This window comes from uncultured Caulobacter sp. (assembly GCF_937900395.1).
In the GTDB taxonomy this organism is placed as follows: domain Bacteria; phylum Pseudomonadota; class Alphaproteobacteria; order Caulobacterales; family Caulobacteraceae; genus Caulobacter.
This window is the reverse complement of the sequence record NZ_CALCDX010000076.1, coordinates 1-18551: the sequence shown is the minus strand read 5'-3', so window position 1 is coordinate 18551 and position 18551 is coordinate 1. Positions and strand designations below refer to the sequence as shown.

At 65.5% G+C, this 18551-nt stretch carries 15 protein-coding genes and 1 pseudogene; 13 read left to right on the top strand and 3 right to left on the bottom strand.

Annotated features, from left to right (window positions below; genetic code table 11):
• The first annotated feature begins 8 nt into the window (after positions 1–8).
• From Q0379_RS06705 to Q0379_RS06685, 5 genes are all read left to right on the top strand, one after another.
• The gene (locus Q0379_RS06705; protein ID WP_299006036.1) at positions 9–2375 is read left to right on the top strand and encodes a DPP IV N-terminal domain-containing protein; all 2367 of its coding nucleotides are present in this window, start codon (positions 9–11) and stop codon (positions 2373–2375) included.
• Positions 2372–4651: a DUF885 family protein gene (locus Q0379_RS06700; RefSeq protein WP_299006033.1), complete on the top strand. Its 2280-nt coding sequence runs from the start codon at positions 2372–2374 to the stop codon at positions 4649–4651. Before Q0379_RS06705 ends, Q0379_RS06700 begins: the two co-directional genes overlap by 4 nt.
• A gap of 53 nt (positions 4652–4704) precedes the next feature.
• Positions 4705–6018: an MFS transporter gene (locus Q0379_RS06695; RefSeq protein WP_299006028.1), complete on the top strand. Its 1314-nt coding sequence runs from the start codon at positions 4705–4707 to the stop codon at positions 6016–6018.
• A 120-nt stretch (positions 6019–6138) separates the two neighbouring features.
• Complete coding sequence (locus Q0379_RS06690) at positions 6139–6576, top strand: hypothetical protein (RefSeq protein ID WP_299006025.1); 438 nt, start codon at positions 6139–6141, stop codon at positions 6574–6576.
• A 64-nt stretch (positions 6577–6640) separates the two neighbouring features.
• A complete protein-coding gene (locus Q0379_RS06685; protein ID WP_299006021.1) occupies positions 6641–8359 on the top strand; it encodes a S8 family serine peptidase in 1719 nt (572 codons plus the stop codon).
• Positions 8360–8514: 155 nt separating this feature from the next.
• On the opposite strand, the gene Q0379_RS06680 is transcribed toward Q0379_RS06685, so the two are convergent.
• Both Q0379_RS06680 and Q0379_RS06675 read right to left on the bottom strand, forming a co-directional pair.
• On the bottom strand, positions 8515–9759 hold the full coding sequence (locus Q0379_RS06680; protein ID WP_299006018.1) for an MFS transporter: 1245 nt from the start codon (positions 9757–9759) through the stop codon (positions 8515–8517).
• An 83-nt stretch (positions 9760–9842) separates the two neighbouring features.
• Positions 9843–10475 carry a TetR/AcrR family transcriptional regulator gene (locus Q0379_RS06675; RefSeq protein ID WP_299006015.1) on the bottom strand — a complete coding sequence of 211 codons (633 nt, stop codon included), beginning with the start codon at positions 10473–10475 and terminating at the stop codon, positions 9843–9845.
• 124 nt (positions 10476–10599) lie between these two features.
• Here Q0379_RS06675 and Q0379_RS06670 point away from each other — a divergent pair, with 124 nt between their 5' ends.
• From Q0379_RS06670 to Q0379_RS24155, 3 genes and pseudogenes are all read left to right on the top strand, one after another.
• Positions 10600–11235 carry a TonB-dependent receptor plug domain-containing protein gene (locus tag Q0379_RS06670; RefSeq protein WP_299006012.1) on the top strand — a complete coding sequence of 212 codons (636 nt, stop codon included), beginning with the start codon at positions 10600–10602 and terminating at the stop codon, positions 11233–11235.
• A pseudogene (locus Q0379_RS06665) lies at positions 11175–12608 on the top strand (TonB-dependent receptor); the annotation flags it as partial. The gene Q0379_RS06670 and the pseudogene Q0379_RS06665, both read left to right, overlap by 61 nt.
• A complete protein-coding gene (locus Q0379_RS24155) occupies positions 12560–13114 on the top strand; it encodes a fibronectin type III-like domain-contianing protein (RefSeq protein ID WP_366519301.1) in 555 nt (184 codons plus the stop codon). The pseudogene Q0379_RS06665 and the gene Q0379_RS24155, both read left to right, overlap by 49 nt.
• A 139-nt stretch (positions 13115–13253) precedes the next feature.
• Here Q0379_RS24155 and Q0379_RS06660 read toward each other — a convergent pair whose 3' ends face one another.
• Positions 13254–14147 (bottom strand): LysR family transcriptional regulator, encoded by an 894-nt coding sequence (locus Q0379_RS06660; RefSeq protein WP_299006008.1) that lies wholly within the window; start codon positions 14145–14147, stop codon positions 13254–13256.
• Positions 14148–14391: 244 nt separating this feature from the next.
• On the opposite strand from Q0379_RS06660, the gene Q0379_RS06655 reads away from it, so the two are divergent.
• The 5 genes from Q0379_RS06655 to trbB all read left to right on the top strand — a co-directional run.
• The gene (locus Q0379_RS06655) at positions 14392–15579 is read left to right on the top strand and encodes an MFS transporter (protein WP_299006007.1); all 1188 of its coding nucleotides are present in this window, start codon (positions 14392–14394) and stop codon (positions 15577–15579) included.
• 26 nt (positions 15580–15605) lie between these two features.
• Positions 15606–16352 (top strand): SDR family oxidoreductase, encoded by a 747-nt coding sequence (locus tag Q0379_RS06650; protein WP_366519300.1) that lies wholly within the window; start codon positions 15606–15608, stop codon positions 16350–16352.
• 138 nt (positions 16353–16490) lie between these two features.
• Positions 16491–16934, top strand: coding sequence for a lipocalin-like domain-containing protein (locus Q0379_RS06645; protein WP_299006005.1), 444 nt, complete (start codon positions 16491–16493; stop codon positions 16932–16934).
• Positions 16935–17160: 226 nt separating this feature from the next.
• Positions 17161–17541 (top strand): MmcQ/YjbR family DNA-binding protein, encoded by a 381-nt coding sequence (locus Q0379_RS06640; RefSeq protein WP_299006003.1) that lies wholly within the window; start codon positions 17161–17163, stop codon positions 17539–17541.
• 175 nt (positions 17542–17716) lie between these two features.
• On the top strand, positions 17717–18551 hold an 835-nt coding region (gene trbB, locus Q0379_RS06635), incomplete at its 3' end, for a P-type conjugative transfer ATPase TrbB (protein ID WP_299006095.1).

Below are 18551 nucleotides of genomic sequence, written 5' to 3'. Positions count from 1 at the left end.
TCTGATCCATGTCCAATCCCTCCTGGGCCGAACGCCAAGCGTTCGCTCAATCCGTCTTGCACGCCGAACGCTGCGTCGCCAATGGCGCGATATTTCCCATCTGGCTCGACGACACGCGCTTCTGGTGCCAACGTCAGGGCGAGACGGGTGTCGAATATGTTGTGGTCGAGGCCGCCAGCGGCGCGCGCCGCACGCTGGTGACCCGGGCCGCGCTCGCCGCGGCGCTGTCGCAGCATCTCAACGCGCCGGTCGAGGCCGAGACGCTCATCATCTCCGGGCCGGACTTCGACCTCGAAAAGGGTCGACTGACGTTTCAGGCGTTCGGCGAGGCCTATGCGTTGTCGTTGGATAGCGGCGAACTGACCCAGACGGACAAGACGGCCGATCGCGACTGGCTGGCCTCCCCGGACGGCAGGACCGCCCTGATCCTGCGCGATCATAATCTGTGGCTTCGCGACCTGGAGACAGGGGCGGAGCGGGCGATCACGACCGATGGTGAAGAGCATAACGCCTATGGCGAACCGCCGGCCGCCATGCGGGGCGTGCGCGCCCGTTCGGCGGACGCTCGGCCAGAGGCGCTTTGGTCGCCGGACGGCGACTGGATCCTCACCCTGCAGACCGACGACCGCCACGTGCCCGAGTTGGTCCTGGCCGATTACGCGCCGCAGACGGGCGTTCGTCCCAGCGCCAAGAGCAATCGCACCAGCCTGCCGGGTGATCCGAAGGTCACCGAATTCCGCCTGATCGCGATCGAGGCGGCCAGCGGCCGCCAAGTAGAAGCGCGCTATCCGCGCGTCAACGCCGTGCGGATGAACAACACTCCGTTCGCCGCCGAAATGGCATGGTGGGCCGCCGACGGCCGCACCGCCTACTTCGTCGACGTCGAGCGTGGGGAACGCAAGGCGCACGTGGTCGCCTTCGACATCGCCAGTGGCGCGACCCGCGTCATCTTCAGCGAAGAGTCCGACACCTATGTCGAACTCAGCGTCAACGTTTACAGCGCCGCCCTGATCGCGCCGCTGATCGAGACCAATGAACTCATTTGGTATTCCGAACGCAGCGGCCGGGGTCACCTTTACCTTTACGATCTTGCGACGGGGACCTTGCGCAACGCCATCACCGCCGGCGATTGGCAAGTGCTCGACATCCTGCGGGTCGATCCCAAGCGACGCGAGATCTTCTTCCAGGCCGGCGGACTGATCGATGACGACAGCCCCTACCTGGCCAAGCCCTGTCGCGCTTCCGTGGACGGCGGCGAGGTGGCGGTGCTGTCGGGTGAGCGCGGTGAACACCGGGTCTGGCGGCCCGGCGAGATGGCCCTGTCGCTCAAGAGATTCGAAGGCCTCGATCCCGGACGAATTTCCGGATTGTCGCCCTCCGGGGACTATTTCGTCGAAACCGTCAGTACAGTTGAGACTCCGCCGACGACGGCGTTGCGCCGCCGCGACGGCGCGCTGGTCGCCGTTCTCGACGTGGCCAAACCCGACCTTCCCGTCGGCTGGACGCCGCCGGAGCGGGTGAGGTTCAAGGCCGCCGATGGCCAGACGGATACCTTCGGCCTGCTGTTCAAGCCGCTGGGCTACGATCCCTCGCAAAGCTATCCGATCATCGACCTGATCTATGGCGGCCCCCAGGTGTCCAACGTGCCGCGCGGCTATTTCGCCGACGGAGACCTGCTCGGCGCCGCCTCCTACATTGATGCGACACACTTGTCGGCCATGGGCGCCTTCGTGCTCATTCTCGATGGCCGCGGCACCGCTCAGCGCGAACGCGATTTTCGGACCGCTTCGCATCGGGCGGTCCATACGGCCTCGCACCTGGAGGATCATGTCGCTGCGCTGCGGGATTTGGCGCGCGCCCGGCCGCAGATCGACCTGGAAAGGGTTGGCATCACCGGCTTCTCCGGCGGCGGCTATATGAGCGCCCATGCGGCCCTGCGGTTTGGCGATGTCTTCAAGGTCGCTGTCGCCGGCGGCGGCAACTACGATCAGGCCCTGTTCTGGCACACTTGGGGCGAGCGCTATCACGGCGCCTTCGAGGCCGAGCATTACGCCCTCCAGGCCGCCAAGACCTATGCCGCCGGCATGACCGGCAAGCTGATGCTCGTACACAGTCTGCTCGACGAAGGCTGCCATCCGGCCGGCCTGTTCCAGCTCGTTCAGGCCTTGATTGACGCCAACAAGGACCCGGAACTGGTGATCCTGCCCCGCGCCGGGCACGATTGGACCGGCTACGGGATGCGGCGTCGTTGGGAATACTTGGCCACGCACCTGTTCGGCGAGACGCCGCCGGTCGGCAAGCCGTTTGAACGCAGCATTGATCTGCTTCTCGCCGCGGTCGCCGCCAACGCCAAGCGCCCGGAGCCCACCGCATGAGCACGCTTGAGGAAATCCAGGTCGCAAGCGCGCCTGAAAGTCGGGAGCGCCTTCCCAAGGTTCGCATCGTCACGGCGTTGGGCGATCTTGTGGTCGAACTGGCCGCCGACCGGGCGCCAAAGTCCACAGCGGCGTTTCTGCGCGCGGTCGACAGCGGCGCTTACGACGGCGGAGCGTTCTCCCGCATCGTCCGCGCCGACAATGACCAGGGCTCGCCCCCGATCGAGGTCGTCCAGGCCTCATGCCATCCGGCCACGGTGACCACGGCGGACGTTCCGGTGGAAACGACCAGTGTCAGCGGCCTGAGGCACGAAGATGGGGCGATCTCCTTGGCCAGACGGGACGGCGGTGACGCCACCGCCCATTCGTTCTTCATCAGCGTCGGTTCCCAGCCTGGCCTGGATCAAGGCGGCGGGCGTACGGACGACGGCCTGGGCTTCCCCGCCTTTGGGCGCATGGTCGAAGGTCTCGACGTGCTCCAAGCCATTCATGGGATCCAAACAGGCCAGGAGGCGCCTGTCGCCTATCTTCGCGGCCAGCTGGCGTTGGAGCCGGCGCCGATCTACCGCATCGGCCGAGAAGGGGAGGGGGCCGCTGCCCAGCTGGCCCAATTGGCGGAGGACTACTGGCGTTTTCGGGTCTGGGAGTTTCCCTCCGAAGCCACCGCGGCGGGCGTCAAGAGCGAGAACCATCGCCTCGACGGCGCGGCGGAAGGCGATTGGGCGCGCCGCGCGCGCGTGGCTGGGCTGATGGCGGCCCGGGCCCGCCTCATCGAGTCCGGTGGCCTTGACGAAGCGCAGGCCACGACGCTGTCGCTTCTGATTGGGCAGTTGACCTCCATTGTCGAGGGCTATGCGCTCGGCGCGCATCGACGTCCTATGCTGTTTCCGTTCGGCTTCGCCGACGTGGCGGATCAACTGGCCCAATCCACGCCCCTCGACGGGCTGCAAGACCGCGAGGGGTTCGCGGCAAGGCTTCAAAGAGTCCCAGGCTTCATCGCTGAAAACCTGGCGCTACTGCGGGCGGGCCTGGACGAAGGCGTCAAGATTCCGCGCGTGCTCGTTCCGCGCATCAAGACCCTGCTGGATAGCCAGCTTGCCGAGCAGGGCGGCCTTGTCGCCCGTATCGCCCAGCGCCTGATCCACGACGCTGAAGGCGGAGCCGCCGACGAGAACGCGGCGCTGCGGGCGCGGATCGCGACGATCTTGACCGAGGAGGTGCTCCCCGCGATCCGAGCCTTCAAGGCGTTCATTGAAGCGCTGGAGGACGAGGCCCTGACCGACGAGGTCGGGCTGTCGAGCCAGCCCGGCGGGCGCCACTACTATCGCTACAAGGTCCGCCAGCAGACCTCGATCAACCTCGAGCCGGAGACGATCCATGCTCGAGGTTTAGAGGAGATCGATCGTATTTCGGCGGAATTGGACGGGGTGCTCAGCGAGATGGGCCGGCCGGGGGAGAGGACCTTGGTCGCCGCCGAACTCGAAGCGCTCATCAGCCAGAACGCCGAGCTGCTCCTGGCGAAGGTCCGCGCCTTCTCCAAGAAGGTCGACGGGCTCCTGCCGCGGCTCTTCGGACGCATGCCGCGCATAACCTATGCCGTCGAACCGCTTCCCGTGGCGTCCTCGCAAGCCCTGCCGCCGGCGCTGGCGCAGCCTTCGCCTGCGGATCGCTCGATGCCCGGCGTGTTCTGGTTGACGTCCGCGCCCGAGCGCTGCCCGCACCACCTGATCGTGCCCTTGACGTTGCACGAAGCCTGGCCCGGACACCTCATGCAGTTGGCGCTCGCACACGAACTGGACGATCTGCCCGCGTTCCGACGATACGGCTGGGCCGACTACAACGGCTATGTCGAAGGGTGGGCCCTCTACTGCGAACGGCTCGGCTATGAGCTTGGTCTCTATGACGATCCGACGGATCGGTTCGGACTACTGAGCCTGGAGCTTTGGCGCGCCGCGCGGCTGGTGGTCGACACAGGTCTGCACTGGAAAGGGTGGAGCCGCCAGCAGGCCATCACCTTCATGCTGGCCAACACCTTCCTGCCGCAGGCCAATATAGAAGCCGAGGTCGATCGCTACATTGGCATGCCCGCTCAGGCCTTGAGCTACAAGATCGGCGAGCGGGCGATCAGCGGCCTTCGCGGCGAGGCCCAGGCCACGCTCGGCGACAGCTTCTCGCTTCGCGACTTCCACGACGAACTGCTGGGTCTGGGACCCGTCTCACTCGAAGCGCTGGGCGCTCACATGCAGCGCTGGATCAATAGAAAGCAAAACTCATGACCCTAGCGGCCGACCTGGATCTCGAGGCTTCGACGTCCGGATCCGTTGATTTCGTGCGCAAAGGCGGCTGGTTCACCCTGTGGGTGATGCTGGCGATCTCCCTGTTCGCCTTCGTGGATCGCCAGGTGCTGGTGCTGGCCTCGGCCCCAATAGCTGGCGAGCTTGGGTTGTCCGATGGTCAGATCGGCGTGGTGCAAGGTCTGGCCTTCGCCGTTTTCACCATCCTGGCCAGTTATCCGCTCGCCTGGATCGCCGACCGGTTTGACCGGCGCTACGTCATTTGCGGCTGCATCGCCACCTGGACGATCGGAACGGCCGCTTGCGGTTTTGCGCAAAACTTCGAACAACTGTTTTGCGCGGCGGTTCTCATCGCCGCAGGGGAGGCGGGCCTGGTGCCGATCTCCTGGGCGATCGTTCCGGACCTCTTTTCCGGGCGCAAGCGCGTCTTGGCCAATTCGCTGTTCTATTTCTTCGCCTACCTAGGCATTTCGCTCGGCCTGGCCTTGGGCGGCGTCGCCCTTAGCGGTCTGGAACGCATCCACGGTCAGCTTCCCGCCTCTCTGCAAACCTTCAGCCCTTGGCGGCTGAGCTTCTTCGTCGTTTGCCTGCCCGCGCCCATCCTTATGATGCTGGCGATGCGCGCGACGTTGCGTCGCCCCGAAACCCCGGACAAAGCCCAGCCGGCGGTCCGAAATGACGAATTTTCCAGTTTCCTGCGCACGAACGTGCTGACGATCGGGTCGATCTTCGTGGGCCTAGCGACCTATGTCCTAGCCTTTGGCGGTTATCTGGCGTGGTTGCCGGTTGTCGCCACCCGGCTGTTTGGGACGACGGCGGCCGAAAACGGCTTTGGACTGGGTTTGGCGACGGCCCTGGGAACGGTCGGCGGCGTGGGCCTGGGCCTTTTGCTGATGCGCCAGTTCATCGCCAAGCATGGCCCGTCCGCGTCGTTGCGCGTGATGTGGATCACCGTGTTGGCCGGCACGCCCTTCATCTTTCTATTCCCTTTCATCGCGGCCGCCTGGCAGGGCTATCTTTTGTTTAGCGGATTGATGGTGATCGGTACGGCGATCGGATCGCTCGTGCCTGGGGTTCTGCAGGACATCGCGCCGGCGAGCGTCCGGGCCCGCGTCACCGCGACCTATACCATCGTCCAGGGCCTGATCGGCGGCAGCGCCCCGAGCCTGGTGGGCTGGGTCTCGGGCGGGCTGGGCCATCAGCCACGGGACCTGATCTTCGCCGTCACCATCGTCGCCCTGCCAAGCTGGATCGCCGCCCTGTGTCTCTTCAAGTTCGCGGAACGACCGTTTGGGCGCCTCTCGACTCTCGTGGCTACGCAAGCTGCGGCGACTGAAGCCAAGCCTTGACCTTGGCCTTCGGCCCCTTGTCGATCATCGGACACGTGCATGCCCAAACCTCGCCGCTCCGTTCTCGCATCCGGCCGCGCTTCGCGGACGGCGTCATGGACGACCCAGGCCTCGCCGCGTTTGCTGAACCTGGCGCGCGTCGCGGTGCAAACGCGGGGCAAGATCCCCGAGATGCTGAGCGAACTTGGCATATCGCTGCGGGTGCTGAGCCAGCGTCTGTCTTTGTTGAGGCGTCTTGGCCTTGCGCGCACGGTCACGCTCTTTGATCCGGCGGGCCTTGGCCTTTCGGCCGGGGCGACAGTCATGGTGCGTATGGCCGCGCTCGACGCGCGCGCCCTAACCGCCTTCGAAGCCTACCTCGTTGCGAGCGACTGCGTGGCCACCGCCTGCCAGGTGACCGGGGACTACGACTACCGGCTAACGACCTTTCACGCCGACTGGCGCGAGGCTCATCAGTGGGCGCGGGCGCTGGGCCATCGGCATGACGTCGATGTGGCGGTCGTGATGATGTCGCAGCGAGTCTTTGGTCACGAACTGTCAGGCCTGGTCCTTCGCTGACGCCGGCTCGCCAAGGCCCGACGCCCCGGTGCGGCGAGGCATTCCCTATCAAAGGAACAACGTCATGGTTTTGCAGTCGATCGGCGCCCTGCCGACCTATGATCACAAGTTGTCGGTTCTTCCGAGCGAACTTCTGGCCGGACCCCTGGAGGCGGTTCTGGCGTTGGCCGAGGCGATCGTGTTGAACGACGCCCGAACCTTGGCCGAACACGAGATCGCCGACCGCACGACCCTGGAAACCTTCGCCCAAAATCGCCTGCATGCCGCCATGCTGCGGGGCGACCTGGCCGAGGTTCGCAACATTGGCGACCAGTTGCGGCGCCTGCAGACGCGCGCGGACCGCAAGCTCACCCTAGGCCTTCTAGAGGAAATCGCGACGGCGGCGTGTGCGACCAGCGCCCCCGAAGTCGCCGCCGAGCGTCTGGCCTCCGAACGTCTGGCGGCGCTGCCGTATCCGCAGGTCGACGAGTGGATGAAATGGGAGTTCGCCCGCTATTCCGCCGCCAATCCCGACCTTCTGCGCGGGCGAATTCGCAATGATGTCGACCGCATCGCGGTACAGAACGGCGGCCAGGTTGACCAGGAGATCGCAGGCTCCATCCTCGCCGCCCGAGCCGCGCTGGACTGCACCTATCGCGTGGCGTCGGCGTTCGCCAGCGTGCTGCAAGCAATCATCACTCAGAACACGTCGGTCGGGGGCGAGGACATCTGGGCGGCGCGCGACATTGTTCTGGACATCTCGCGTCCGGCGTCGCCGGTCGGCGTCGCGGTCTGGGACTCAGGCGTCGATCTGAGCCTTTTTCCAGCGACTTCCGATCCTGGCCTGGCCATTGATGGCGAAGGTCGCGCCGTACCCCATCTCCTGCGGGAGGCCGGCGACTACGCGCCGAGCCTGCCGGACCTGCTGGATCTTCTAAAAGGGGTGATGGATCTGCGAGCGGGGCAGGTGACCAAGGAGGCCCACGCCTACCAGCAAAGAGTCGGGTCGCTGAAGGTGGAAGACGTCAAGGCGTTCTCGGAAGCCATGAGCTTCATCGCCAACTACGTCCATGGGACCCACGTCGCCGGTATCGCGGCGGCGGGAAATCCATTCGCGCGCATCCAGGCCGTATCCATGCATTTCCCGGTCGCGCAGGACGAGCTTCGCCTGGACCGGGAGATTTCCGAGCGCCGCGCCGCCTTCTACGGCGAAGCGGTTGCGCGCATGAAAGCCGCCGGCGTGCGAGTCGCCAATATGAGCTGGCGCATGGGGCCGACCCTGTTCGAAGCCATGCTGGCCGCGCAAGGCGGGATCAAGGATGCGCAAGATCGCCGGCGCCTCGCCGCGGAACTGTTCACGCTGGAGAAGGCGGCGCTGCTGGCGGCGATCGCCAGCGCGCCCGAGATCCTGTTCGTCGCGGGCGTGGGCAACGAGGGCAACGACGCCGGCTTTGCCGACTATATCCCTGCGGGCTTGCGCGCTCCCAACTTGATCACGGTGGGCGCCGTCGACAAGAGCGGCCGGGAAGCGGCGTTCACCTCCGTCGGCGGCGTCGTGGCCCTGTACGCCAATGGCGTCGAGGTCAGCAGCGACGTGCCGGGGGGGCAGAAGCGCGAATTCTCGGGGACCTCGATGGCGAGCCCGCAGGTCGCCAACGCCGCGGCGAAGCTGATGGCGGTGCATCCCAGGCTATCTGGAGCCGATGTCCGACGTCTGCTTCTGGAGACGGCCGACCTCCAGGGGCGTGTCCTACTGCTCAATCCGAAGGCGGCCTTGGCCAGGGCCGACTTGGCGCCGGGATAGGTCATCGGACGCGATCGCGCGCGAAGCCAGGCGGCGCGCCGCGGTCCTGGCGCGCGACAGTCGGGTCGATGGCTTCGACCAGGCGACGTCACGCGAGACGTTTCGCGCCGCCGTCCGGGCCGGCCAACGGCGGGGCCGACGGCGGCGCAATCAGGTTAGTATGGGATCTCGGCGACATCACCGATCGCTCGCCCGGGCCGGAAGGCCATCCAGAACCAGATCAGGGTGCCCAAGGCCAGGCCGGCCGGAACCAGCCAGATGGTCGACCAATTGTGTCGACCGGCGGCGTCGGTGTTGGCCGTGTAGATCATATTGGCCAGGAAGCTGCCGAGCACCGCGCCCACCCCCATGATCACGGTGGTGAACAGCGCTTGGGCCCGGGCCCGTGCGTTCGGGCCAAGGGCGCGGTCGACATAGATTTGGCCTGCCACCTGAACGAAATCGTTGGCCGCCCCGTGCAGCAGGACGCCGATGACAAGCAGCCAAAGGCCTGAGCCTCCGGGATGATACCCCGCCGCGAACAGCAGACAACGCAGCAGCCAACTGGCGATGCCCAACATGAAGACGCCCTTCATGCCGAAGACGCGCAGGCAGACCGGGAGCAGTAGCAGAAACAGCAGTTCCGACGCCTGGCCCAGGGACTGGATGGCCGTCGCCTCCAGGGTCCATCCGGCCCAGTTGATCGTTACGCCGGCCTCCAGAAGGAAGGTGTTGGCGTAGGCGTAGTAGAAGGCGGCCGACAGGGTGATCAACAAGGCCGCCGCCAACAGGACAAAGAAGGATCGGTCGGTGGTCTCGTCGACCAGGTCAAGGCCGAACACCGCGCGCAGTGTTCTTGGGCGCTCGGCGATCAGGCCGTGCGTTCTGGGCAACGTCATGGTGTAGACGGCCAAGGCCAGGTTCACGCCTCCGCCGATCAGCAAGGGCAGGGCGCTCGCCGCAGCGCTCTGCAGCGAGCCTATGGCCAGGCCGCTACTAATCCAGCCGACAGTCCCAAGAACGCGAAGTTTCGGAAACTCCGTGGCCGGATCGCTCAGCCAATGCAGGCAGACTGCGTTGGCGATGGCGATGGTCGGGATGAAGAACAGGAAGGCCAGAAACAGCACGGGCAGGAAGACCTGGATGCTATGGGCTTCGGGCAGGGCCAGCAGGGCCGCACCGGACAAGACCAGCAGAATGGTCAGCACGCGCTCCGGGGCCAGCACCCGGTCGGCGATCATGCCGACCAGGAGCGTCGACAGGATCGTCGCGACACCCTGGCCGGCATAGGCGTAGCCAATATACGCGTCGAAACCCAACCCCTTACTCATATAGGCGCCCAGCGGCACGAACCACGCCCCAAAGGCGAAGTACTGCAAATAGAAGAGCAGGCCGAGGCGCGCTCTCAAGGCGACGGGCATGACGGGTTCCTCCCCAAAGCCCGGCTTATTTACTGACCTAGGCCTAGGTAAATAATTGTCGGAAAAGCGGGGCTGTCAATCGCTCATGCGCTCTCTTCGTTCGGACGGAGGGCGCTGGAAAGCAGAGATAGGAAGGCGGACGCCGCCTGGGACATGTTCACCGCAGGATCCAGCAGCCACTGCATCTGCAGGCCGTCAAGCACGGCGATGATGACGCTGGCCAGCGCTTGCGGATCAAGATCGTCGCTAAGTTCGCCACGCCTTTGCAACTCCTTGACGTGGCCGGCGAACATGGTCCTGGCCCGGACGTAACGGGCTTGAAAATATTCGTGCCCGGGATGGTGATGGGGGATGCTCTCGCCCAGCAGCACCATGGTCAGCTTGACCTCGTCGCGCTTGCCTTCGTTCTCGTCGACGATGGTGCGTAGGGTGTCCACCAACTGTTCGCCCGACAAATTTTCGCCCGCGCGCAGCTTTTCGGCGTCCACCGAATAGCGACGATTGAGCAAGGCCATCAGCAGTCCGTCCTTGGAGCCGAAGTGGTGGAGGAGGCCAGGGTCGGAGATCTGCGCGTCGTTGGCGATCGCCGCCGTTGAAACAGCGCGATAGCCGAACTCGCCGAAGTGCCGCTCGGCGGCCTTGAGAATCGTTTCGCGGCTTTGCTCGCCCTTCAGGTTGGGCTTTCCCCTACGCTTGCGCGCCTCGTTGGCCGCCATTCGCAACTCCCAAGAATTTCTTACGCCTAGCATAGCGGTCGCCTCCGACCGAAATCGAGCCTCTTGACCCGTGCATGTTACTGAGCTAGGCCTAGGTAAATAACAAGGGCCTGGGGAGGACCAAATGCATAGACATTTCGCCTACGGCACACTTCTTTCGGTCTTGCTGGCCAGCACGGCGCTGCCCGCCTGGGCGCAGGTCGCCACGAGCGCCGACCCGGCCAAATCGGCCTTGGTCGATGCTGTGATCGTGACGGCTCAACGGCGTTCGGAGTCGCTTCAGGACGTGCCGCTCTCGGTCACCGTGGCGTCCGCCGATGCGCTGAAACAGCGCAGCTACAGCAATCCGGCGCAGCTCGTCTTCATGGTGCCGAGCCTACAACTAACCAATTTCCAGGCCTCGCCGGGCGCGACCAATTTCTCGATCCGCGGGATCGGAACGGCGAGTTTCTCGCACCTGGTCGAGCCGTCGGTCGCCACGGTGATTGACGACATCGTCATGAGTCGCCCGGAGATGGGCGTGGCCGAGTTCTCCGACCTCTCGCGGGTCGAGGTCCTCAATGGTCCCCAGGGGATGCTGTTTGGCAAGAACGCCTCGGCGGGCTTGGTCAACATCGTCACCACACGGCCCAAGATCGGCGCCTTCGAGGGCTTTTCCAACCTTAGCGTCGAGAGCCTGTCGGGGGGGGCAGCCCGCAGGTGCGCAAGGCCGACACGACGCTCAACATTCCGCTCTCGAGCATCGCCGCCGCGCGGGTGACGGGCTTCTATGCCGACCAGGATCCGCTGATCGGCAATGCGGTTTCGGGAGGTTTTTCCCGGTTCGGCCGTCGGGAGTATGGCGCACGCGCCAAACTGCTGATCGAGCCCGTGACGGCCTGGTCGATCTATCTCGGCGCCGATTTCGCCGACAGTGATGGGATGGAGACGGGCAACTTCACGCCGCGCTCCGAAGGCCCGGCCCTGGCGGGGCTGCATGCCGCCGCCAGCGTCAGGCCTTCACCCACCAATCTTTGGCAATCGGGCGATGCGCCGTCCGATCTGCACTATCAGATCGGCGGTGCGCAGGCCAACGTCAGCTTCACCTTTGGAAATGGCGCGACGCTGACCAATATCGTCGGCTACCGGTCCTATCGCGCCAACCACACGATCGATCTGGACCTTGCCCAGATCGACCTCCTCAACGGCGCGGCCGCGCGCTTCAAGTTCGACCAGATCACCAACGAGCTGCGTGTGGCGTCGCCGGAAGGTCAAGCGCTGACCTACCAGGCCGGCCTCTTCTACTACCAGGGCTTCGACCGTCGTCAGGACCAGCTTCGCGGCAACATCGCCCTCGGCGCGCCGCCGCCCGGCAAGCAGGACTGGCTCGGTCTTGATGCGCAGGATGATCTGCACTCCAAGAGCTGGGCCGCTTACGCCCAGGCCAGCCAGCAGGTCACCGACAGACTCAAGCTCACCGCGGGCGGGCGGCTGACCCGTGACGAGGTTCGCTTCAACGGCGGCTACAGCGACGCGGCGGTGGCCATCACCATCGCCGGCGGCGGTCCAGGCGCGCAAAGCTTCCGGGATCGCCAGACGCATACCGATTTTTCCTGGCGGACCAGCGCCGACTACGCCCTGGCGCGCGACGTCAACGTCTATGTGACCGTGGCGCGCGGCTACAAGGGACCGGGATACAATCTCAGCTGGGCCGGTTCGCCCGGCGCCGCGCCGGTCGGGGCCGAAACCTCGATGGACTACGAACTGGGGCTGCGGAGCATCCTCTTTGGCCGGCTGGTCTTCAACGCCACGGCCTATCTGGAGAATTTCGACGACTTCCAGGTGCAGTCGTTCAAGGCCACGGGCGTCCCCGGGGTCGGCAGCTTCATCATCCAGAACGCCGGCAGCCTTAGGGCGCGCGGCGTGGAGGCCAATGTCTCCCTACGCGTCGACCAAAGGTTCAGCCTGAGCGGCAGTCTTGCCTACAACGACGCCATCTATCGCCGCTTCCCCGGCGCGCCCTGCTATGTCGGCCAGACAGCGGCCCAAGGCTGCGTCGGCGGCGCCGTCGATGCTTCAGGTCATCGACTGGTCAACGCGCCCAAATGGACCGGCACGCTCGCCGCCGACTATCGATATCCGCTGACGAGCGGCTGGACGGCTCTGATGTCTTCGAGCCCAATATCCTGGGCGATCCGCCCACCCCAGACGCGCGCTTGCCGGTCGACTACAATATCGAGGGCTCCGATCTCGGCTATCGCTGGAACGCACGGACCAACAAGAAAGCCTTGTTCCCGTTCGGGTTCGGATTGGCCTACACCACCTTCGCCGCCTCGGGGCTGGAGACGGATGGAGCCAGCGCGAGCTTTACGCTCACCAATACCGGGTCACGGGCCGGCGCCACGGTCGGCCAGCTCTATCTTCTATCCAGGAACGGAAAGATCAAGCAACGGCTCGTCGCCTTCCAGCGGGTTGAGCTCGCGCCGGGCGAATCTCGCAAGGTCAGCGTCCGGCTGGATCCCCGTCTTCTGGCCGATTGGAATGGAGACGGCTGGACTCTCCCGGAAGGGCGGTACGCTTTCGCACTTGGCGAAAACGCCGAGCAACTGGGTCCTGCGGTCGAGGTGCAGATCAAGCCCCGCAAATGGCGCGAGAGGTAGTCACCTTTGCAAGGCCTTGAGACCAACGAACGCCGGTCTCAAGGCCTTAGCGGCGCACAAGCTATAGGCCGGGGGCGTTTGAGCGGGAAGGCGGCCTTCGCCAAGGCCGGCGTCTCGACGCTCAATGGAGGGGGATCGACTAGCTTCGATGCCGTAGCGCCTCGACGAGGGCGACGAAGGCTGGAGAGGATTGCCGGCGGCTGGGATAGTAGAGATAGTATCCGTCCCACAATGGGCAGTAGCTCTCCAGGACGCGCACCAGGCGACCCTTGTTGATATGGGGCAGGGCGGCGTCCTCGGGAACATAGGCCAGGCCAAAGCCGGCCGGCGCCGCATCTAGGGCGTGGTAGCCATTATTGAACGCCAGCTGGCCGTCGACGCGGATCTTCAGCTCGCGGCCATTGTCTTCGAATTCCCAGGCCCAGAAACCGCCCAAGGTCGGCAAGCGCTCGTTGATGCAGTTGTGCTGCACGAGGTCCTTGGGGTGCGATGGCGGCGCGCGGGTCTTGAAGTAGGATTTCGACCCGACCACGGCAAAGCGCATGTCCGGGCCGATCCGTGCGGAGATCATGTGCTTGGCCAATTGTTCGCCCATCCGCACGCCGGCGTCATAGCGTTCAGCGACGATGTCCGTCAGGCCGTTCTCTCGGATGAGTTCGACCTTGATGTCGGGATAGCGGGCCAGGAACTTCAGCAGCTTGGGCCAGAGCACATATTCGATCGCATGATCGGAGGCCGAAATGCGCAGGCTCCCCGCGGGCTTGTCGCGAAGATCGCTGAGCGCGTCGATCTGGGCTTCGATTTCGTCGAACTGGGGGGCGATGCCATTCAGAAGGCGCTCGCCGGCCTCCGTGGGAGAAACCGCGCGCGTGGTGCGCGTCAACAGTCGCACGCCCAGCCGCGCCTCGAGCAGACGGATGGTGTGGCTCAGGGCCGACTGCGAGACGCCGATCTTGGCGGCGGCTTTGGTGAAACTACGCTCGCGCGCGACAGCGATGAACGCCAGCAGATCGTTGATGTTCTCGCGAGCCATTTATAAATACGCCTCATTATTTTGCAGAGATTATAGCGTCCAGGCGATCCAAGGCAATTCGCCGCCGCTCGTAGGGCGGACCCCTGACGGCGCGTCCGTCCTTGGCCAAGCGGCGCAGGCTTGGCGTGACGTGGTCGGTTGGGATTGATGAGCTTGGCTCATAGCCGCATGCGGCCGATGCTCTCTAATCATGGATGACCGACTGGAATAGGCATCTGAAAGGTGAACGATCGGCAGTGCGCGAATGGCTTTTGATGTTGCTTTAGACAAGACCGCCGCGCTCAAGTCCGCGAGCACGCCATGGGCCGCGGTCACGTGCCTTGCCTTGCTCACCTTTCTGCTGGTGGGTTTGGAGTTCATGCCTGTCAGCCTGCTCACTCCGATCGCCCGTGACTTGGCGATTTCCGAGGGGCAAGCCGGCCAAGCGATCGCGGTGTCTGGCTTGTTCGCGGTCGTTACCAGCCTCTTTGGCAACGCCGTCCTGGCCGCTCTTGACCGGAAGGCCGTCATACTGCTCTGCACCGCCGTGCTGGTGGCCTCCAGCCTGGCCGTCGCCGCCGCGCCGAACTTTTCCGTCTTCCTCATCGGTCGGGCCCTGGTGGGCATCGCCATCGGAGGGTTCTGGTCGCTGTCGACCGCCATATTGGCGCGGCTGGCGTCAGGCCCGGACCTTTCCAAGGCCATCGCCCTGCTCCAGGGCGGCACCGCCTTGGCGCTCGTGATTGCAGCGCCGCTCGGCAGCCTTCTGGAGACGCTGATCGGGTGGCGGGGCACATTCCTGGTCACCGTCCCCGTCGGGGTCTTGGGCTTGATATGGCAGTTCCTGGTGCTTCCGAAGATGCCGGCGAAAAGCGTTGGTTCGGCCTCGAGCGCCTTCGTCCTGCTACGCCATCGCAAGTTCGCGATCGGCATGGGCGCGACCGCCTTGGCCTTCATCGGCCAGAACGCGCTGTCGATCTACCTAAGGCCCTTTCTCGAAACCGTGACTGACCTGAGAACCAGCAGCTTGTCGCTGGCGCTGCTGGCCGTGGGGCTCGGCGGGCTGGCCGGACTCTGGATCGTCGGTCTGGCTCTGCGGCGCCACCTCGCCGCCGTGCTGGTCGGCCTGCCCAGTGCTCTGGCCGTGCTCGCCGTCCTACTCGTCGGCCTGGGGGCGCATGCCGGCGCTACGACTGGCCTTCTGGTGCTCTGGGGTCTCTTCACCACCCCAATCCCGGTCGCCTGGAACACCTGGATGGCGAACATCATCCCTGACGACCTCGAGGCCGGTGGCGGACTGCAAGTCGCCTTGATCCAGTGTGCGATCGCGGGCGGCGCCGCGGCCGGCGGCCTGATGTTCGACACCGTCGGCTGGTGGAGCGCGTTCTTGCTGGCGGCCGCCCTCCTGGTCGGTTCAGCGGTGCTCGCCGCCTCGGCGGGGCGCCGCGCCTAGCCTTTCTCGATCACAAGGAGCGTCTCATTTCCGGCGGAATTGCAGGTAAGATCATCGTCATCACCGGCGCCAGCAGCGGACTTGGCGAAGCAGCCGCCCGCCACCTCGCCGCGCAGGGCGCGACCGTGGTTCTGGGCGCCCGGCGCGCGGATCGCATCGAGGCGCTGGCCACAGCCTTGACCGAAGCGGGGCTGAAAGCCAAGGCGATCGTCACCGACGTCGTCGATCGCGACCAGGTCAAAAACCTCGTGGATACGGCCGTGGCCGAGTTTGGCCGTGTCGATGTCATGTTGAACAATGCCGGCCTGATGCCGCTCGCGCCGCTCGAGCGGCTCAAGATCGACGAGTGGGACCAAATGATCGACGTCAATATCAAGGGCGTCCTCTATGGCGTCGCTGCCGCGCTCCCGCACATGAAGGCGCAGAAGTCGGGCCACATCATCAACGTCTCGTCCGTCTACGGCCACGTCGTCGATCCCGGTGCAACGGTCTACTGCGCGACCAAGTTCGCCGTGCGCGCGCTGTCGGAAGGCCTGCGCAAGGAGGTCAAGCCGTACAACATCCGCACGACCATCGTCTCGCCCGGGGCCGTCAGCACCGAGTTGCTAGAGCACATCAGCGAGAAGGATATCCAGGAAGGGACCAAGGAATTCGTGCGGACGATCGCCATCGGCGCCGACACGTTCGCCCGGGTGGTCGCTTTCGCCGTCAACGAGCCCGACGATGTCGACGTCAACGAGATCCTCTTCCGTCCGACCGCCCAGCCGGTCTGACGGGAGGGCGTTCCGAGGGGGGCGACGGCTCGAGGCGCCGCGCGCGTCTGACCAAGGGGCGGATTCTAGCGGTGACATCGGACCGGGGCATCGCCGTGGTCGCCAGCCTTCACCTGATCCAGCAATAATGGAGCGCGCATGAAAACGAACATCGAGCTTGTGATCATGGCATGGGGGCTCATGGTCGCCGCGCCGGCCTTCGCGCAGGACGGCAAGCCGTCGATTTTCGGCGAATGGCGCATGACGTCGCTGCAGGCCACCAAGGCCGACGGAAGCGTCGTGCAAATACCCTACTCGGGTCAGGTGATCTTCGCGCGGAGCGGTACTCTATCGGTTCAAGCCATGGACGCCGACCCCGGCGCAAAGCCGACGACCTACACCGCCAACGCTTATGAAGCCTATTACGGTCCAGTCCAGATCGACCAAGCCAATAGGACGTTTTCGATCACCGTCACCTCCTCGCTCGTTAGAGACCTCATAGGTCAGAAACTGGTGCGCAAGTTCGAAGTCTCTCACGACAAGCTCGTGATTATGCCCGCAACGCCAGGAGAAACCTGGCGCGTCACCTACGAGCGCCAGTGATCGTAATCAGGAGGCGTACGCTGGAGATGCGGCGCCAGGGACGATCCGGCGCGCGGAGCCTCAGGGAGCGATCACCGCTGGGTTCTGGCCGGGGGCTGCCTGTCGCTTCCCACTTCTTCCACCATTTCTGGGGTTCGATCGCGGAGGCGACCGGATCTGACGTCGGCCAGGTCGACTTTGCCTCCTGGCGGCGACTCGGATTTTGATCCCCGCCGACGAGGACGCGATGACCCCTGACGATTTCACCACCCTGGCGCTGGACCTTGGCCCAAACGTCCAGTCCAAGGCGATCTTAGAGACCGTGCAGTTTCGTGTGAGCGGCAAGGCCTTCGCCACGCTGGGCTGGCCGACTGCGGGTTGGGCGGTGGTCAAGGTCGCGCCGTCCCGCCAGGCCTGGGCCCTGTCCTTGAGCGACGGTGTCGCGCCCGAGCCTGGCCGTCGGCGAAAGGCGGGCATCGTGCTGGCGCGGCTCGCGGCGATCGACGAGACCGTCGCCGCCGAGCTGTTGGCGGCGGCCTGGTCCTTCGCCCACGGACCTTCGGCGCGGCGAGGCAGGGCTACGGCGTTGGTGACAAGCGTCGCAAGCCTATCCGCCGAGGCCATTTGAAGCTGACGGGGCGCGGCCGAGCCGCCGTTCGCCTGTCTTTGCACGCCAGGGTACGACGGGCCGATTTGGCTGTTGAGGTCGGCCAATTCCAGGTCTTCTTACTCATCCCCGTGGAAACCGGGGATGAACCGTGGACCCTTCAGAAACCGATATTGGACGTGAGCGCGGCCGCCAGATGCTGCGCACCGCCCTTGGCCCGCTGCTCCTGGCGCGGCTCGAGGACCCGGGCGTCGCCGAGATCATGCTCAATCCCGATGGCCGGGTGTGGGTCGACCGCCTCGATGGCGGGCTGGTCGACGCCGGCCTGACCATCGCGGCCGACGACGCCGAGCGGATCCTGCGCCTGGTGGCCCATCACGTGGCCGCCGAGATCCATGCTGAGCGACCGCGGCTGTCGGCCGAGCTGCCCGGGACGGGTGAGCGCTTCGAGGGCTGGTTGCCGCCGGTCGCCACGGCCCCGACCTTCTCCATCCGCAAGCCCGCCAGCCTGGTCTTCGGCCTCGACGACTATGTCCGCGTCGGGATCATGGCCGAGCGGCAAGGCCAGGTGCTGGCCGACGCCGTGCGCGAGCGGGCCAACATCCTGGTCGCCGGCCCGACCTCCAGCGGCAAGACCACCCTGGTCAACGCCCTGCTGGCGGAAGTCGCGCGGACCGGCGATCGGGTGATCATCGCCGAGGATCTGCGCGAGTTGCAGTGCGCGGCCCCCAATCAGGTGGCGCTGCGCACCCGCGAGGGCGTGGCCAGCCTGACCGATCTGGTCCGCTCGGCCCTTCGCCTGCGTCCCGACCGCATCATCATCGGCGAGGTGCGAGGCCCCGAGGCCCTGGATCTCGTCAAGGCCTGGGGCACCGGCCATCCCGGGGGCGTGGGCACCTTGCACGCCGGCTCGGCCCCCGGTGCGCTGCTGCGCCTTGAGCAACTGATCCAGGAAGCGGTGGCTGTCGTGCCGCGGGGCCTGATCGCCGAGACCATCGACGTCATCGCCGTGCTCGCCGGACGTGGGCGAC

Excerpts from the sequence above, each read along its gene's own strand:
- Q0379_RS06705 (WP_299006036.1), top strand. The coding sequence starts at position 9 with ATGTCCAATCCCTCCTGGGCCGAACGCCAAGCGTTCGCTCAATCCGTC.
- Q0379_RS06700 (WP_299006033.1), top strand. The coding sequence starts at position 2,372 with ATGAGCACGCTTGAGGAAATCCAGGTCGCAAGCGCGCCTGAAAGTCGG.
- Q0379_RS06685 (WP_299006021.1), top strand. The coding sequence starts at position 6,641 with ATGGTTTTGCAGTCGATCGGCGCCCTGCCGACCTATGATCACAAGTTG.
- Q0379_RS06680 (WP_299006018.1), bottom strand. The coding sequence starts at position 9,759 with ATGCCCGTCGCCTTGAGAGCGCGCCTCGGCCTGCTCTTCTATTTGCAG.
- Q0379_RS06675 (WP_299006015.1), bottom strand. The coding sequence starts at position 10,475 with ATGGCGGCCAACGAGGCGCGCAAGCGTAGGGGAAAGCCCAACCTGAAG.
- Q0379_RS06670 (WP_299006012.1), top strand. The coding sequence starts at position 10,600 with ATGCATAGACATTTCGCCTACGGCACACTTCTTTCGGTCTTGCTGGCC.
- Q0379_RS24155 (WP_366519301.1), top strand. The coding sequence starts at position 12,560 with ATGGACCGGCACGCTCGCCGCCGACTATCGATATCCGCTGACGAGCGG.
- Q0379_RS06660 (WP_299006008.1), bottom strand. The coding sequence starts at position 14,147 with ATGGCTCGCGAGAACATCAACGATCTGCTGGCGTTCATCGCTGTCGCG.
- Q0379_RS06655 (WP_299006007.1), top strand. The coding sequence starts at position 14,392 with ATGGCTTTTGATGTTGCTTTAGACAAGACCGCCGCGCTCAAGTCCGCG.
- Q0379_RS06645 (WP_299006005.1), top strand. The coding sequence starts at position 16,491 with ATGAAAACGAACATCGAGCTTGTGATCATGGCATGGGGGCTCATGGTC.
- Q0379_RS06640 (WP_299006003.1), top strand. The coding sequence starts at position 17,161 with ATGACCCCTGACGATTTCACCACCCTGGCGCTGGACCTTGGCCCAAAC.